At 37.2% G+C, this 17,032-nt stretch carries 14 protein-coding genes; 8 read left to right on the top strand and 6 right to left on the bottom strand.

What is annotated here, in order from left to right; genetic code table 11:
- The first annotated feature begins 142 nt into the window (after positions 1-142).
- Together NU09_RS11135 and NU09_RS11130 are read left to right on the top strand one after the other, a co-directional pair.
- On the top strand, positions 143-2,113 hold the full coding sequence (locus tag NU09_RS11135; protein WP_129751371.1) for a sensor histidine kinase: 1,971 nt from the start codon (positions 143-145) through the stop codon (positions 2,111-2,113).
- Positions 2,106-2,528, top strand: a complete 423-nt coding sequence (locus NU09_RS11130; RefSeq protein ID WP_242501862.1) for a response regulator — start codon at positions 2,106-2,108, stop codon at positions 2,526-2,528. The genes NU09_RS11135 and NU09_RS11130 overlap by 8 nt, the downstream gene beginning before the upstream one ends.
- Positions 2,529-2,601: 73 nt before the next feature.
- On the opposite strand, the gene NU09_RS11125 is transcribed toward NU09_RS11130, so the two are convergent.
- From NU09_RS11125 to NU09_RS11115, 3 genes are read right to left on the bottom strand one after another with little or no spacing between them, the layout of a single operon-like run.
- Positions 2,602-3,603, bottom strand: a complete 1,002-nt coding sequence (locus NU09_RS11125) for an endo alpha-1,4 polygalactosaminidase (protein WP_129751370.1) — start codon at positions 3,601-3,603, stop codon at positions 2,602-2,604.
- 29 nt (positions 3,604-3,632) lie between these two features.
- Positions 3,633-4,091, bottom strand: a complete 459-nt coding sequence (locus NU09_RS11120) for a hypothetical protein (protein ID WP_129751369.1) — start codon at positions 4,089-4,091, stop codon at positions 3,633-3,635.
- A gap of 10 nt (positions 4,092-4,101) precedes the next feature.
- A complete protein-coding gene (locus NU09_RS11115; RefSeq protein WP_129751368.1) occupies positions 4,102-6,606 on the bottom strand; it encodes a M14 family zinc carboxypeptidase in 2,505 nt (834 codons plus the stop codon).
- A 153-nt stretch (positions 6,607-6,759) separates the two neighbouring features.
- Here NU09_RS11115 and NU09_RS11110 point away from each other — a divergent pair, with 153 nt between their 5' ends.
- From NU09_RS11110 to pheT, 6 genes are all read left to right on the top strand, one after another.
- Complete coding sequence (locus NU09_RS11110) at positions 6,760-7,176, top strand: hypothetical protein (protein WP_129751367.1); 417 nt, start codon at positions 6,760-6,762, stop codon at positions 7,174-7,176.
- 59 nt (positions 7,177-7,235) lie between these two features.
- Positions 7,236-7,631: a hypothetical protein gene (locus tag NU09_RS11105; protein ID WP_129751366.1), complete on the top strand. Its 396-nt coding sequence runs from the start codon at positions 7,236-7,238 to the stop codon at positions 7,629-7,631.
- A gap of 23 nt (positions 7,632-7,654) precedes the next feature.
- On the top strand, positions 7,655-8,035 hold the full coding sequence (locus NU09_RS11100; protein WP_129751365.1) for a hypothetical protein: 381 nt from the start codon (positions 7,655-7,657) through the stop codon (positions 8,033-8,035).
- Positions 8,036-8,081: 46 nt separating this feature from the next.
- Positions 8,082-9,695, top strand: coding sequence for a S8 family serine peptidase (locus NU09_RS11095; protein ID WP_129751364.1), 1,614 nt, complete (start codon positions 8,082-8,084; stop codon positions 9,693-9,695).
- A gap of 162 nt (positions 9,696-9,857) precedes the next feature.
- Complete coding sequence (locus NU09_RS11090) at positions 9,858-10,049, top strand: hypothetical protein (RefSeq protein ID WP_129751363.1); 192 nt, start codon at positions 9,858-9,860, stop codon at positions 10,047-10,049.
- A gap of 205 nt (positions 10,050-10,254) precedes the next feature.
- Positions 10,255-12,681 (top strand): phenylalanine--tRNA ligase subunit beta, encoded by a 2,427-nt coding sequence (gene pheT, locus NU09_RS11085; protein ID WP_129751362.1) that lies wholly within the window; start codon positions 10,255-10,257, stop codon positions 12,679-12,681.
- 45 nt (positions 12,682-12,726) lie between these two features.
- Here pheT and NU09_RS11080 read toward each other — a convergent pair whose 3' ends face one another.
- The 3 genes from NU09_RS11080 to gyrA form a co-directional block, all read right to left on the bottom strand.
- On the bottom strand, positions 12,727-13,098 hold the full coding sequence (locus NU09_RS11080) for a hypothetical protein (protein ID WP_129751361.1): 372 nt from the start codon (positions 13,096-13,098) through the stop codon (positions 12,727-12,729).
- 67 nt (positions 13,099-13,165) lie between these two features.
- Complete coding sequence (locus NU09_RS11075; RefSeq protein ID WP_129751360.1) at positions 13,166-14,446, bottom strand: tetratricopeptide repeat protein; 1,281 nt, start codon at positions 14,444-14,446, stop codon at positions 13,166-13,168.
- Positions 14,447-14,465: 19 nt separating this feature from the next.
- The gene (gyrA, locus tag NU09_RS11070; RefSeq protein ID WP_129751359.1) at positions 14,466-16,991 is read right to left on the bottom strand and encodes a DNA gyrase subunit A; all 2,526 of its coding nucleotides are present in this window, start codon (positions 16,989-16,991) and stop codon (positions 14,466-14,468) included.
- Positions 16,992-17,032 lie beyond the last annotated feature (41 nt).

Raw genomic sequence — 17,032 nt, 5'->3', positions numbered from 1 at the left:
CCATTAATCTACACAAAACTGCATTTTACAGTCTCAACTATTCACTTCATAGCTAAAAATCTATATTATAAATATTTCTATATATTTTAGCATCCAAATCCTATCCAATACACGTATGTATTAATGTTACTCTGGTTTGACTATGCTAAGCAAAAAGATTAATCAAATTCGTTTTGTTACTATTGGAGGTCTTCTTGTTTTAACCCTCTCAATAGCAGTTTTAATAGGTTGGTTTTTTAATATAGAAGTATTAAAAAGCATACTTGACGGATATATATCCATGAAGTTTAACACAGCTCTTTCATTTTTAGTGCTGTCGTTTTGCCTGGTAGCTTCTACTTCTATTAAAAGAATTTCGGCTACGATCCTGTTAATGGAAATGTTTGTGGCAATACATGCCCTTGCATCCTTGTGTCAGGGAATTTTATCTATAGATTTAGGTGTAGATCAACTGTTATATCCTGATTTAGTGGGAATAGAAAAACATGAAGCCTATCCGGGACGTATGTCTCCCATAACATCTGTATTATTTATAGTAATGGGGGCCTCTATGTTTTGCGCTGCCTTATTTCAAAAACTAAGGATTTACTGCCAGTATGCCTTTCATTTTGTAACGGTAATTTCCTTTATATGCATAATAGGATATTTTTTTAGTGTACCCAGTCTATATAAATTCAGCTTTTTAACACCAATAGCCATACATACAGCCATAAGCTTTAGTATTTTGTCTATGAGTGCCAGTATGCTTTATCCTGAGATTGGGTTTACAAGAATATTTACAGTAAAAGAAACAGGAAATATAATTGCAAAGCGCCTTTTTTTACAGCTATTCGCGCTAATAATAATAGTAACATACCTGAGACTGCAATTTTTTGACCATAGCAATTTTAGTGTGGATTCAGGATCAATTATGGGATTAAAACCAAGTCTTGCCCTTACCTCAATTGGGTTTATACTTATATGCTTTTGTTTTATTTACAAAGCTGCAAATGCCATAAATACATCTGAGAGAAAACAAAAAATGGCAGAACAACACTTTAGAAGCGTGATTGAGTCGGCACCAAATGCATTTATAATATCAAACCCCGAAGGTGACATTACCCTGATTAACGAGCAGGCAGAAAAACTTTTTGGCTATACTAAACAAGAGCTTGTAGGACAGTCTATAGATATACTCGTCCCTAAAAAATCAAGAAAACGACACCCTAAAAACAGAGGAAGTTATCACGAACTACCAACTGCAAGATACTTTGGAGCGGGGAGAGATTTATATGCAGTAAAAAAGGACGGTACCGAGTTTCCTGTAGAAATAGGCCTTAATCCGTTAGCCACAAATACCGACAATGTAATACTGGCTTCGGTAATAGATATTACCGAACGTAAGCGGAACGAAACTATTATTAAAGACCAGCTTCAGGAACTTCAGATAAGGAATAAAGAATTGGAACAGTTTAATTACATAGCCTCACACGATTTACAGGAGCCTATAAGAACTGTAAGCAATTTTATTCAGGTTATTGAAGAAGATTACGGTCATGAGTTAAAAGATGAGTTAAAAAGCTATCTCAATACAATAAACGATGCCACAGGAAGAATGTCACTTTTGGTTAAATCACTGCTGGATTTTGCAAGACTGGGTAAAGACAGGGAGCTTAGCTATGTGGACTGTAACGATATGGTCAAAGAGGTTATTACCGATTTAAACAGACTAATAAAGGAATCAAACGCAGAGATAACATATGGTGTAATGCCTCAAGTATATGCTTATAAAGTAGAGTTGAGACTGGTTTTTCAAAACCTTATTAATAACGCTATTAAATTCAGGAAAAAGGATGTACCATGTGAGGTAAAGATACATTGCCACGAAGAAAAAGATTATTATGAGTTTTGGGTAACCGATAACGGGATAGGTATTAACCCCAGATACTTTGACCGTATTTTCCAGATTTTTAAAAGCCTGCATAAAGAAGATGAGTATGAGGGACATGGTATAGGGCTGGCACATTGTTATAAAGTTGTGGGGCTTCACAAGGGTAAAATATGGGTAGAATCAGAATTAGGAACAGGAAGTACATTTAAGTTTACAATTTCAAAATTTATACAAAATGGATAATGATGTTATGATAAGGCAGGTAAATTGCATAATGCTGGTTGACGACAATAAGATCGACAACTTTTTTCACGAAAGAGTAATTAAAAAAAATAATGCTGCAAAGCATGTTGTTGTAAAGGAGTCTGCCGAAGAAGCACTGGAGTACCTAAAGAGAAAAGAAGATAACGGGGAAAAACATCCTGATCTTATTTTTCTTGACATTAACATGCCGGGCATGAACGGATGGGAATTTTTAGAAGAATACGAAAAACTGGATAAAAATCTGCATTGCAAAATGATTGTGGTAATGCTTACCACATCAGAAAATCCGGATGATATGGATAAAGCAAGATCACTTGGCATACTGTCTGCCTTTAAGACGAAGCCGCTAACCGTTATGATGCTTGACGAAATTTTGGAAAGATACTTTGATTAATTGTTCGCCATAACATATACATCCTGCATTCATTAACCAATAAATAAAAACGCCCCAAAAGGGGCGTTTTATATTATTCTTCAAAATACTCAAAGGCATCAATAATATCAAGGTATACCCCATTAAAGCCTGCCTGTAGTATCGTATCAAGATACGATCCCTGCCCTGAATAGATAATGGATTTCCATTCCTCATTCCAGTACTTTACCTTATAATTACCTCCCCAGTCAGGGTTCTCTGCTGCTATCCATTCCGGCGGAGTTGTACTCCACTCCTGCTGCCAGTAATAACGATAATCTTCTGCCTCACCTATAGACATATAGCATATTACCATGCGACTACCAACGTTTGCTTTAGTCTTTAACTGAGACACTTCGGTTGCAGTAAAAGCCTGTCCGTTTAAAAACAAATCCATTATAATTACATCATAATCAGTTTGTGCCACGGCAGCAATAAACTCCTGTTTACTGCTATAATTTTCAGGATTTATAAGGTATAAAAAGTTTTTGGCCTGTGATAGCTGGGATATATTTGCAACATTAGAGTTATAAGGATATGGCTCCGGTATAACATTTAATTCCCTGTTAGGGGCTGCAAAAGAAATATACTCACTATCCTCATTTTGAAGATAGGAATTCTCCATATGAGACGCTAAAGTACAATAATCTGTAACCAATATCTTTTTACCAAACTCCTTAGACCTGTCCAAGAAATTCTTTAGATAGTCGGTTACATCGGCAGGTGTAGCTTCATCGTCGTTATTATAACCATATATCAGGTCTTCCTGTCCGTGCCCGTCTATGGAATTAAGATAAGGTAAGTTTAGCGAACCAAACGGATCTCCGTTATTGGTAAGCAGTTCAATACCGTTTTGGGGAATGACCGCAAAGCCGGGACTTATCCCTTTGGCCTTTTGGCTGATGTTAATTACAAGCTGGCGCATTTCCTGCCTGTAATCTATAACTGTTTCCCCGGGATTCTCCCCGTTGTTATTGTTTGCGGTTCCGTTGTCGTCAATATCTGTATGACATGACACAACAAGTAATGCTGCCAATGGCAGTAGTAATCTTTTCATTGTTGGTTAATGGCGGGGGTGGGTTATATTTATGCTACGTTTTTTTCTGTTTTCTTTCCTAACAGTATTCCCATTGTAATAACAGCAGCTTCAAGCGCCATAAAAATATAATATCCTGCCTTAACGGTAATATCATATCCTCCGGATTTAATATAGATAATTCCGCCTGCAAGCAATACAAAAAGGGTTATCGCCGAAAACAATACCTGTTTGCGCTGTTTAAAAAGAGAACCTACAAACTGGAAAACGCCAAGTGCAAGTATAATAGTACTTATTACGATAACTAATTTCATGGTATCGCTCATTGCTACCTTAGAAAATCGCGGAAGCCCTTCCACAACAATATCCAGCAGGTTAAAGTTTCCCCATATAAACCAGTCGTTTGTTGTTACTGCGGTAGGCCTGTAACTAAAAAAAGGAGACGTTAACGTAATCATAGAAAGTAATCCAAGTACATAAAACGATCTCTCAAAAAGTCTTTTTTTCATAAATTTTTATTTAATCCACTAAAAATATGGCATTGCTGAAAAGCAGGTTACCGTTTTCCCAAAATCCTCTGAACAATGGGTTATCTATCATATAAATTACCTGTCCGCTGCCTTTTTGTTCTACAGCAAAGGTAACAGTGTTTTCCAGTTTTTTTCTAAGGTTTTGTCCAATAAAACCAAAGCTTATGTAATCCTTTGGTACATAGGCCACATTCCAGGCATCCTTAAGTAACTGGTAATGGGTATCGCTGGTTTTAAGGCTGTAATACTTGTCGCCAAGTCCGTAAGAAAGCGGATGTGACTTATCTATTACATTTTCTACCACCGCCCCCGGCACCGACTCTGATATTGAACGTCTTTCGGCATTTTTATAATCCATAAAACGGGCTTTTAAAGCCTCTTCCTCCTTACGGTCAAGTTCTTCCTGTTTATCCTGTTCCGAAGCAAAACGCGTAAGGTTATACCCTGCCCTGTCTTCAAAAATACCCAGCGCATTGCCAATTGCAATTACTTTGCCACCGTCTTTAATAAAATTATCCAAATCATTTTTTTGGTCTTCGGTAAAATCATACCAGCCATCTGCCAATACTATGGTTGTAAAATCACTAAAGTTAATCCTGCCAATATTTCTAACATCCACTATACTTACGGGATATTCTATCATCTGATCGAAGTAAAACCATGCCTGTCCAAAATCGGTAGCACTTACAGTCTCTCCCGAAAGCAATAATACTTTTGGCGCACTAAGTAAAGGATAATACTCTCCTCCTAAGTCACCACCTTCTAAAGAAAAGCCACTTTCCAAAACTTCATAATCGGGTTTGTTTTCCAGTAGCATATCCATACTGTTTTTAAAATCGTACAGATTTTGGTTATCTCCTTTAAGTACAATTAAATCTCCCGGTTTGATCCTTACACCTCTGAAGAAAGATGCTTTTCTGGCTGAGCGTACCTTTATCCCGCTTTTAAGCAGACAGGAAAGCGTTCTTGCCGAAGCCCTTCCATTCCAGGGAATGTAGTAAGCATAAGCCCTTTCAAAGTCAAGTTTACCCTGATAGCTAATCTCTTTTTTGGTATCAATTTTAGGGTTGTTTTTAAGTGCATAACTCTCCACTCCATAGGCATAAGGCAGTGCCCAGGCGGTTATATCATACGATAGGCTGTCGGTAAGTTTAGGTGCAGGTTCAAACAACACCTGTGTAAGTATGCTTTTAGGCTGCTTGACACTTATTATTAAATCGTTAGGCTCTACGGTAAAATCTTTATCGCCATTTGCCATATAGCTGTAACCGTTTAACTTTTTAGACTCTTTGGCATAAGCAAACTGAATCTTATTTCGTTCCAGCAGCTCGGCAAGCTGCTGTGTCTTACCGTTATTTTTTATAATGTAGGTTTTATATTTTCCTTTATTACCTTCCCTGCCGTCTTTGTAATACTGACGGAAGTTTTTAACCAACTTATCCTTTTGCCAGGAAGCCGTTTCAACCGCGGTAAGTACTGCTTCGGTATGGTGATCTATCCTGTCCTGTAGCGTTAGTATATTTCCGTTGCTCATTACCACTGCCCTTCCGGCTCCTATACCACCCTGTTCATACGTCATCCCCACGGCACCATTAAAACTCGGATAAGTATCACCATAGCTCGGATAAAACAAATCGAAACGCTCTCTTGTATAGTAGTTCCATCCCTTTAGGTCAAATCGTTTTGAAGTCATTTCCCCTATTGCAACATGAAAATCTTTTTGCGCCTGAGTGATATATTCATGCATTGGCTCTGCTGCAGGAGGAAAAAAATAAGGCTCGTTATATCCCATTTCATGGACATCCACATGTACCATTGGCATCCACTCATTAAAAAGCCTTATGCGCTGTTGCGACTCCGCCTGCGTTTGCCATGCCCAGTCACGGTTAAGGTCATACGCATAATGGTTTTGCCTGCCACCCGGCCAAGGTTCCATATGCTCCCTGTCAGTCAGCCCCGGATGAAGCTGTTGCCCCGTTACATCCCTAAGCCAGTTTCCATAACGGGAATATCCGTCCGGGTTCAGGCATGGGTCTAATATAATTATGGTATTCTCCAGCCATTCTTTGGTCTTCTTATTATTTGGGTTTATAAGCTCAAAGGCCACATTCATAGAGCTTTCGGCAGCACCGGGCTCATTACCGTGTACATTAAAACTAAGCCATACTATAGCTTTATCGTTAACGGTTGTGGTTGGTTTTTTGTCTGATAGCCCAATTTGATACAGATGGTTTTGCCTTATGTTTTCAAGATCTTTCAGGTTTTGCGGAGTGGAAATGTAATATACATTAAGGCTTCGCTCCTGATAAGTATAACCGTAAGGCTTTTTAAGTATGTAATCTGAATTTTGGGTTAAATGCGTAAAGTAATTTTCTAACTGATGGTAATAGCTTACCTGGCTCCCGTAACTTGGTATAAATTCTGAAGGGCTTTTCAGCTGTGCCTGTAAGGTTAGTGTAAAAAGGAACAACAGGCTAAAAAATAGTTTTTTCATATAAAAGGGGTTGAAACTTCAAATTTATGTAATTTAATTTCAAAAGAGATTCTAAATTAAACAACCTTAGCTAATATTATGCAGGCTACTTAAGTTATTTATCAAAAAGTATTAAATTGCATATACAGAAACAACAACCAAACTATTACCAACATGAAAAACACCTTCCGTAAAACTGTATTAATACTTGCAGTTTGTGCTCTTACACAGTTTGCACACTCTCAAACAACATTAACTCAAAAATTAGAAAACAAAGAGTTTAGTAACCTGTTAGGTTCAATAGATAGTTACACCAGTTATCCCGTTAAATTGGGATCACTATCTACCATTATTAATTATAACGAATCAGGAAGTGCAAATATGCCTGAAACCGATGAGGCTTCTCAAAACCTTATCATTACAGTTTGTGCTGACGGAGCACCTACAGATTGTAATTCCTTTATTTTTAAAGACAAATACAACCTTAAAGTTACCAGAGTTACAGAAGATGATAAACTATATCATGTATATGTAGAGTATGGCCCGGCAAAGAAACGTGCTAAAGAAGAATTGCTTATAGCTAAACCATAATATGAATATAAGCCTTCCTGAATCGGATGGCTTTTTTTTTGTATAAATTACCATTCACTATGAAAACAATCGCCGTTTATGTCTTATATCCTGTGCTTCTGTTATTAAATTCATCAACTCAAGAAGCATCGAGATCTTGTGCCCTTAAAGAGATAATACAAAATGTAAAAGTTCAAAAACTATTACACACAGAACTGGAAGACAGAAAAAAATTATATGTCTTAAAAAATAACTTTTGTAATGATACAGACACCAAAATTGGAGAGCTAACAGTTATTATGATTGAAGAAGACGAAATAAAAAATTTAAAAAATTATTTCAAGGTTACCTCTATTATATCTGAAAACAATTTGACTAAAATTAATATCAGATATCCTATACAGGGTGTTTGTATAATAGCTGATATTAATAACCAAAATGAATTAATAGATGTAAATATATATTATATAAAATAGAGAAATCAAAAAATACCTTTACTATGAAAACAATCGCCGTTTATATTTTTATCAGCCTGTTTTGTTGTCTGCAAAAAAGTAATCAGTGTAACCTGATAACTGATATTATTAGGCATAAGGAAGTGCAGCATTTTTTACATCCGGAAGCAAAAGGGCGTGATACTCTTTATATTCAGAAAACAGAAATTTGCAAAGAGTACAATCAAAAGGTAAACGGTATACATGTTATTGCAGTTAACAGAAAAGAATGGCAAACCAAACCTAACAGACTTGAGTTAAGCCTGGTTAAAGAAAACGGACAACTTAAAAGAATCAATATGCACTATCCTCCGGAAGGTGCAGTATTTATCGCTTATCTTGACGAACTTGGAAATTTGGAAAACATAAATGCTTTTGAGAAATAACACTAAAATTAATTTAATATTTTTACGAAAATAATTAAACACACCTATGAAAAAACTATTACTTTCATGCGCTTTCTTATTATCTTTTACAATTAATGCGCAAACCCCAAAAACTAATCGTATTACCATTAAGCTTAAAAGCAGTGTAGAAAATATTACCTTAAACAATAATTCTACAGGTATTGTACAAATAGACAGCATAGCAAAAAATTATAATGCGGCCGGGATTACAAAATTAAAATCAGGTAAAAAATCTAAATCCCAACTCTTTACAATTTCATTCCCCAACGACACTAATATTGAAAATTTGGTAAAGGCTTACAGTCAGCTTCAAACAGTTGAATATGCAGAGCCTGACTATATAGGCCAAGGTGGCGGTAAAAAGTTTAACATGACACCTAACGACCAATTCTATTTTAGGCAATGGGGTTTACATAACGATGGTAGCTTTAACCTGTCGCCTTCGATATCAGGCGCTGATATAGATATGGAAGCTGCCTGGGATATTGAACAGGGAAGCAGCGAAATAATTGTTGCGGTAATGGACAGTGGGCTAAATTTAGAACATCCTGAATTTGAGGGACGACTTTGGTCTAACGAAGCTGAGACAGTCAATTTTGATGATGATATTGATAATGACAATAATGGCTATATAAACGATTTTTTTGGTTGGGATTTTGTTTCGAATGTACCTTTTCCTTTTGACGATCATGGCCACGGTACCAATGTAACGGGCATTATCGCTGCAAACGGTAATAATTTATCAGGATATTCCGGGGTAGATCTTAACTGTAAGATCATGACACTAAAAGGACTTAATGCTAATAACAACGGAAATTATTCATGGTGGTATGATGCTATTATTTATGCCGCAGATAACGGAGCAAGGGTTATTAATCTTTCTGTTGGCGGTAATCAGTATTCACAGGTACTTGAAGAAGCTGTTCAATATGCACTTAACAATAATGTGGTTGTAGTAGCCTGCATGATGAATTTTAACACCTCAATACCTTTTTATCCTGCCAATTTTGAAGGGGTTATTGCTGTTGGGTCAACAAATCCTAATGACAGCAGAACACAACCTTTCTTTTGGGATTCAAATAGCGGCAGTAATTATGGGGATCATATATCTGTAGTTGCTCCGGGTAATTTTATTTATGGCCTTTCGCATACTTCAAATACAGAATATGGAATATACTGGGGTGGCACATCTCAGGCAACACCATATGTATCCGGGTTAGCCGCATTACTTTTAGCTCAGGATCCAAGCAGAACACCAGCCCAAATTAAGTCTATAATCGAAAATACAGCCGAAGATCAGGTAGGAAGCACATTGGAAGATACACCCGGGTTTGACATTTATTACGGACATGGCAGAATTAATGCTTTCCAGTCTTTATCATACAGCTTAGATAATCCTGAGTTTAACAAAAATGAAAACACTCTGATTGTATACCCCAACCCTTCTAAAGGCAGCTTTAACATTCAGACAGAAAGTTATCCGTGCACAGCAAAAGTTTATAACACATTAGGACAAAAGATACTTGAGCAGGAAATTACAACTATAAATACAACTATAAACATTACCAGTCCTGGAACTTATATAGTCTCTGTAAAAAGTAAAGATGGTAGTACTGCCAAAAAAATAATCATAGAGTAATTACTTTATAATTATTTTTTAATTATAAAGATAATTATTGTTAAAAATTTGATACTAAGCATATAACATTAAAAAAAATAAACATACATTTGCTTAACCCCAAATGCCGACACTGTTAATTCTACTAGCTAAAAAGAATAAAAAAACAGTAAACGCAACATTATGAAACGCACCTTACAGCAATTTGCTGCCCCAATTACAGCAATGCTATTGTTGATGGTAGTTACTGCATGCAGTAACATTACCCACAACAAAACTGAAGACAGTAATCAGGATAACTTTAAGCAGGAAAAAAACCTGTCTGAAGCACCTGATATGAACAATGACCTAATGCCGGCTAAACCAAAAGTATAGCGGTGTATTTTCATGCAATCGACCCAATAAATCTAAATATAACCAAAGCCTGCTCATTTTAGCAGGCTTTGGTTTTTTAGGGATTATAAATTTTAAGAAATTTTTAGTGTGATTATTTTCACTTTTTTAATGCTAAACAAGGGTTTATATTCCACTGTTTTCAATCACAATTATTATCTTTGCATGCTTTAAAACAAAAAATGCAATGCGTATATCCTACAATTGGTTAAAACAATTCATTAAATTAGACTGGAACTCAGAAGAAACAGCCGACCTGCTTACAGACCTTGGCCTTGAAGTGGAAGGAGTTGATAAGTTTGAGTCGCTTAAAGGCGGACTTGAAGGTGTAGTAGTGGGCCATGTGCTTTCTTGCATACAACACCCTAATGCCGATAAGCTTAAGGTTACAACTGTAGACCTTGGGGATGGTAATCCTCCCGTACAGATTGTTTGCGGAGCACCTAATGTAGCTGCCGGACAAAAAGTTCCTGTAGCAACCATAGGTACTACCCTATATGATGCTGAAGGAAACGGTTTCCAGATCAAGAAAGGAAAAATACGCGGAGAAGAAAGCCACGGTATGATTTGTGCCGAAGATGAGCTTGGCCTTGGTCAAAGCCATGAGGGTATAATGATATTAGGTGAAGACCTAAAACCAGGAACTCCTGCATCTAAGATTTTTAATATTGAAACCGATGAGGTTTTTGAAATAGGACTTACGCCTAACCGTGCCGACGCTATGAGTCACTGGGGAGTTGCCCGAGACCTTCGTGCCGGTATGACTCAGCGCAATGTAAATACAGAGCTTATTACTCCTTCTGTAAGCAATTTTAGGATTGATAAGCGTACACTTAAAATCGACGTAAAAGTTGATGACAATAAACTGGCTCCGCGTTACTGTGGTGTAACCATATCAGGAATTACGGTACAGCCTTCTCCTGCATGGTTACAAAACAGGCTTATGGCTATAGGCATTACACCAAAAAATAATGTGGTAGACGTTACAAATTACGTTCTGCATGAGCTTGGCCAGCCGTTACACGCTTTTGATGCCACTAAAATAAGGGGCAATAAAATTGTTGTAAAAACTGCCGAAGCAGGAACTAAATTCATTACACTGGATGATGTTGAGCGCACATTACATGAGGACGACCTTATGATTTGTGACGAAAACGGACCTATGTGTATTGCCGGTGTACTGGGAGGTAAAAAATCAGGAGTTAGCGAAAACACCTCTTCCATATTCTTAGAGAGTGCTTACTTTAACCCTGTATCAATAAGAAAAACAGCTAAACGCCATGGCATAAGCACCGATGCTTCTTTCCGTTTTGAAAGAGGTATAGACCCTACAATAACAGAATATGCTCTTAAAAGAGCTGCCCTGCTTATACAGGAAACAGGTGGTGGCGAAATAACATCTGATGTTATAGACATTTACCCTAAAAAGATTGAAGACCATCAGGTTTTTGTAAACTTTAAAAATGTTGAAAGAGTAATCGGTCAGGAAATAAGCAAAGAAACCATCAAGAAAATACTGGTTTCACTTGATATAAAAATCAACAGCATGTCTGATGTTGGTGTTGGCCTTGTAATACCTTCATACAGAGTAGATGTTGAAAGGGAGATAGACGTTATAGAAGAGATTTTAAGAGTTTACGGATACAACAACGTAAGCTTCTCTCAAAAGCTTAACGCCTCTATGTCTAACTCGGCACGTACAGAAGATTACAAGCTGCAAAACATTACAGCAAACCAACTGGTAGCTGTAGGATTTAACGAAATGATGGCTAACTCGCTTACATCACCGGAATATGTTAAGTTAAGCGAAAACCTTAAGGAAGAGTTCAATGTAATTATGCTTAATCCGCTAAGCAGTGACCTTTCTGCAATGAGGCAATCATTACTTTTCAGCGCACTTGAAGCGGTATCATTCAACATAAACAGAAAGAGAAGTGATCTTAAATTATTTGAGTTTGGTAAATCGTACCATAAGCTTCCTTCAGGATATGACGAGAATAAACACCTAACGTTAACCGTTACCGGAGACCGTAATGCAGAGAGCTGGACACAACAACAAAAGCCTTCAGACTTTTTTATGTTTAAAGGTTATGTAGACATGGTTTTATCCAGACTGGGGATTAACAAAGCTCAGACACAACCTGTTACAAACGATGTGTTCTCAGAAGGTTTAGCTTACACTTTAGGAAATGAAGTTTTAGTAGAGATGGGAAGCGTTAAAAAACTGGTTTTAAAGCATTTTGATATAAAGCAGGAAGTTTTCTTTGCCGACTTTAACTGGGCCGCATTAATTAAAGTTGTATCTGCTAAAATCAAGTTTACAGAACTATCCAAGTTCCCGGAAGTTAGAAGAGACCTTGCCCTGCTTGTTGACAGCAATGTAACATTTAAGGATATTTATGCTATAGCAAGACAAACAGAAAAATCTTTATTAAAAGACATTAACCTGTTTGACGTGTATGAAGGTAAAAACCTTCCGGAAGGTAAAAAGTCGTATGCTGTAAGCTTTACTATTCAGGACAGCACTAAGACCCTTAAAGACGATCAGATCGATAAGTTAATGACAAAAATAAGACAGAACCTGGAAACACAAACAGGTGCCCAGTTAAGATAACAGTCTTAAGCAATAAATATAAAGCCTCCTTTTTGGGAGGCTTTTTTAATTCATTTTTTGTCCGCTATAAGGAGGTGTGTTAAGAAAATCTCTCCACACAATAAGCAAATCTTTAAACTCATCTAAAGGACATACCGGAGGTAAAATATTTTTTCCATCCTCATCATAAAATTCAATACCATTAGGCGTAATAAAAGCTATACCTCCTGCATCAGTACCAATAAAATCATTTCCAATCTGATCAAAATTTCCTGCTAAAGCCTTATCTATATCCTCAACAATCTCATTAATTGTATCAATATGTCTATATTCGACTATAAAGCCCATATCCACATCTACTCCATTACTACATTTGTAATTATAGCCTTTAACCTCCTTATTAAGCAGCTTAATACCTCGCTTTTTCAGAATATCCATACTTTAACAAATTAAAAAAGGGTTGCTAAAAAACAACCCTTTTATATTTTAAAGCTTTTTAAGCTATTTATTTCTTTTTAAGGGCATTTGCCTCATCCATCATATCAAGACCTGTATAAAGACTAGCTAAAAGCGCTTTAAACTGCTCTTTGTTCTCAGGATTGGTTTCCATATCATAAGCTTTCTTTACATAAGATAAAGACTCCTTATAAATGGCATCCCTCTTTTCTTTAAGCTGGTCGTAACGAGCCATATCTTTTTTAGAAGTACCAAGACCATTCATTTCACTAACAATAGCATCCTCACCATCAAGAAGTAATACACCAATGTTATAATAAGCAGCAGCATATTTAGGATCTATCTCAATAGCTTTTTGGTAATATTGTTTAGCCTCTTCTTTCTGGCCTGCCTGAGCAGAAGTAACACCAAGGTTAAAGTAAAGGTTAGGATCTTTAGAACCTAAGTTTAAGATATCCTTAATTACCCTTTGGTAGTTCTCCATATCACCAGACTCAAAATAGATTTGAGACTCTGCAGATAAAAGACCTATATCATCAGGATTTTGTTTTTTAGCTTTTGCAATAGCCTGCATAGCTTTATCCTTATCACCTTTCTGGATGTAAAGAAGCGCTATGTTTTTAATGATATCACCTCTTACAGAAGGATCTTTATGGACACCCGGGTTTGTATAACTAGCCGTTTGAATGTAAAGATCTCTTGTTTTTTTATCATTAAAGTACTGTACTTCACCTTCAGGGCTTGTAGCAGTATAGCTTAATCTTTTGTTGGTGAACCCTAAACGGTCAAGCTCTTCAAAGTATTTAAGAGATGCATCATAATCTTTAGCGTTAATTGCATAAGCAGCAGCGTTGTAAAGATTAATAGTATCTTTTTTATTAAGCTCATAAGCCATTTCATACAAAGGCACGGCTGCTTTGTAGTTTTGGTTAGCACCAAGCTCTTTAGCAATGCTTAACATACCTTTACTTATGTCCGGATAGATTTCCTCAGTAATCTCTTTGGTATATTCACGCTTAGTATTTTTCTCCAGCTCAAGCACTTTATCAAAATCAGCAATCGCGGCTTTAATTGCGTTCTGATCCATTTTTGTTAAAGCTGTTATAAGGTCATAGTTCCCTTTGTAATAGTAAAAGTCTGCTTTTTGCTTATCATCAGCATTAGCCATTAAAGGCTCTGCCTGATCGATAAGCTGCTTTAATTTCTGCAGGTCTTCTGCAGTAGGCTGTTCTTTATTTAGAATTTTTTTCATTTGCTTAAGCTCGTCCTTTTGAGCATAAGCACCTATAGAAATTAATAAAGATGCAGCAATTGCATATTTAGCTTTCATTGTATTCGGGTTTTAAAGTTTATTCCTGGTTTTGATTTTCGTTTGCAGTTGTATCATCGGTTGTTTCTGCCGATACATCTTCTGCATCAATAACATCTTCGCCTTCCTCCTCACGCATAACTTTTGCAACGGCAGCGATAGAGTCATTTCCTTTAATATTAATAAGTCGTACACCTTGTGTAGCACGCCCCATAACCCTTAGGTCTGATACCTGCATTCTTATCGTTAAGCCCGATTTATTGATAATCATTAGATCATCAGCATCGGTTACATTGTTAATTGCAACAAGCTTACCTGTCTTATCTGTAATATTAAGGGTCTTAACACCTTTACCTCCACGGTTTGTTATCCTGTAATCTTCAAGACTTGAACGCTTACCGTATCCTTTTTCAGACACAACAAGGATCTCGCTGTTCATATCATTTACAGAAATCATGCCGATTACCTCATCGTTGTCATCCTGAAGCGTTATACCACGCACCCCTGATGCGCTACGACCCATAGGGCGGGTTTTTCCTTCTTCAAAACGAACAAGTTTACCTGACTTAACCGCAAGAAGCACCTGGCTTTCACCCGTGGTTAGTTTTGCTTCTAACAGTTCGTCGTCTTCGCGAATTGTAATTGCATTAATACCGTTTAACCTTGGGCGTGAGTACTGCTCAAGTAATGTCTTTTTAACAATACCTTTTTTAGTAGCCATAATTACATAATGACTGTTGGTGTACTCCTCGTTCTTAAGGTCAAGTGTACAGATAAATGCCTTAACCTTGTCATCGTTCTCGATGTTGATAAGGTTTTGTATAGCACGTCCTTTACTTGTTTTATTACCTTCAGGAATTTCATAAACCCTCATCCAGAAACATTTTCCTTTTTGAGTAAAGAATAACATGTACTGGTGGTTAGTAGCAACAAACAGGTGCTCCAGGAAGTCCTGATCACGTGTTGCCGAACCTTTTTGTCCTACTCCTCCCCTGTTTTGGGTTTTGTATTCTGATAGTGGTGTACGTTTAATGTAACCTGCGTGAGAAATGGTAATAACCACATTCTCATCAGCAATAAGGTCTTCAATACTTACATCTCCACCAGAGTATTCTATTTGAGAACGGCGCTCATCGCCATATTTATCTCTTATTTCAATCAGCTCTTCTTTAATAAGCTGCATTCTTAGCTCTTTGCTTTCTAATAAGGCTTTCAATTCAGCAATTAACTTCATGATATCCTCATATTCTGCTCTCAGTTTATCCTGCTCCAGTCCTGTAAGCTGCCTTAAACGCATCTCTACAATCGCTTTAGCCTGAATTTCGCTAAGATTAAACCTTTCCATTAATTTAGCACGAGCCTCTTCTCCGTCTTTAGACCCACGGATAAGCGCGATTACCTCATCAATATTATCAGAAGCAATGATAAGACCTTCTAATATGTGTGCACGCTCTTCTGCTTTGCGAAGTTCATATTGAGTTCTTCTTACAACCACATCGTGGCGGTGCTCCACAAAGTAATGGATAAGCTCTTTAAGGTTTAATGTATGAGGCCTTCCGTTAACAAGCGCAATGTTGTTTACACTAAAAGACGACTGTAATTGTGTATACTTATATAGAGTATTCAGCACCACATTTGGCACAGCCTCTCTTTTAAGGATATATACAATACGCATACCTTTCCTGTCCGATTCGTCACGGATGTTGGAAATACCCTCAATTCTCTTTTCGTTAACAAGTTCAGCAGTCTTTTTAATCATCTCTGCCTTGTTCACCTGATAAGGAATTTCTGTAACAACAATACATTCCTTACCATCAATTTCTTCAAAGTTTGCCTTAGCTCTCATTACAACCCTACCACGGCCTGTTTTAAAAGCTTCGCGCACGCCCTCATAACCGTAAATAACACCTCCCGTAGGGAAATCAGGTGCTTTTACATAGTTCATAAGTTCGTCTATTTCAATATCGTTGTTGTCTATATATGCCAGGGTACCGTCTACCACCTCTGTAAGGTTGTGCGGCGGCATATTTGTAGCCATACCTACTGCAATACCCGATGCACCGTTAACAAGAAGGTTTGGCACACGTGTAGGCATTACGGTTGGCTCCTGTAATGTATCGTCAAAGTTTAACTGAAAGTCTACTGTCTCTTTGTCAAGGTCGGCCATAATATCTTCCGATATTTTTCTCATCCTTGCCTCGGTATAACGCATTGCAGCCGGACTGTCACCGTCTACCGATCCAAAGTTACCCTGCCCGTCTACTAAAAGATATCTTAAACTCCAGTCCTGGGCCATACGCACCATGGCGTCGTAAACAGATGTATCGCCGTGAGGGTGGTATTTACCAAGAACCTCACCTACAATCCTTGCCGATTTTTTATAAGCTCTATTTGAAAGTACCCCAAGTTCATACATTCCGTAAAGTACTCTTCGATGTACGGGTTTCAAGCCATCTCTAACATCAGGAAGCGCCCTCGATACAATTACCGACATTGAATAGTCAATGTATGCCGATTTCATTTGGTCTTCGATGTTAATAGGAATTAACTTTTCTCCTTCAGACATAAATAGTTAAATTAAAAATTATTTTTATTTCAAAACGTGCC

Source organism: Flavobacterium beibuense, from assembly GCF_004151245.1.
GTDB lineage: Bacteria > Bacteroidota > Bacteroidia > Flavobacteriales > Flavobacteriaceae > Flavobacterium > Flavobacterium beibuense_A.
Note: the sequence above shows the minus strand (reverse complement) of the source record. Positions and strands in the feature narration are given on the sequence as shown.

Bases quoted from the DNA above. Each gene is read 5' to 3' on its own strand.
- NU09_RS11120 (WP_129751369.1), bottom strand. From the start codon at position 4,091: ATGAAAAAAAGACTTTTTGAGAGATCGTTTTATGTACTTGGATTACTT.
- NU09_RS11100 (WP_129751365.1), top strand. From the start codon at position 7,655: ATGAAAACAATCGCCGTTTATATTTTTATCAGCCTGTTTTGTTGTCTG.
- NU09_RS11105 (WP_129751366.1), top strand. From the start codon at position 7,236: ATGAAAACAATCGCCGTTTATGTCTTATATCCTGTGCTTCTGTTATTA.
- NU09_RS11125 (WP_129751370.1), bottom strand. From the start codon at position 3,603: ATGAAAAGATTACTACTGCCATTGGCAGCATTACTTGTTGTGTCATGT.
- NU09_RS11095 (WP_129751364.1), top strand. From the start codon at position 8,082: ATGAAAAAACTATTACTTTCATGCGCTTTCTTATTATCTTTTACAATT.
- gyrA (WP_129751359.1), bottom strand. From the start codon at position 16,991: ATGTCTGAAGGAGAAAAGTTAATTCCTATTAACATCGAAGACCAAATG.
- NU09_RS11115 (WP_129751368.1), bottom strand. From the start codon at position 6,606: ATGAAAAAACTATTTTTTAGCCTGTTGTTCCTTTTTACACTAACCTTA.
- NU09_RS11130 (WP_242501862.1), top strand. From the start codon at position 2,106: ATGGATAATGATGTTATGATAAGGCAGGTAAATTGCATAATGCTGGTT.
- pheT (WP_129751362.1), top strand. From the start codon at position 10,255: ATGCGTATATCCTACAATTGGTTAAAACAATTCATTAAATTAGACTGG.
- NU09_RS11135 (WP_129751371.1), top strand. From the start codon at position 143: ATGCTAAGCAAAAAGATTAATCAAATTCGTTTTGTTACTATTGGAGGT.
- NU09_RS11110 (WP_129751367.1), top strand. From the start codon at position 6,760: ATGAAAAACACCTTCCGTAAAACTGTATTAATACTTGCAGTTTGTGCT.
- NU09_RS11090 (WP_129751363.1), top strand. From the start codon at position 9,858: ATGAAACGCACCTTACAGCAATTTGCTGCCCCAATTACAGCAATGCTA.
- NU09_RS11080 (WP_129751361.1), bottom strand. From the start codon at position 13,098: ATGGATATTCTGAAAAAGCGAGGTATTAAGCTGCTTAATAAGGAGGTT.
- NU09_RS11075 (WP_129751360.1), bottom strand. From the start codon at position 14,446: ATGAAAGCTAAATATGCAATTGCTGCATCTTTATTAATTTCTATAGGT.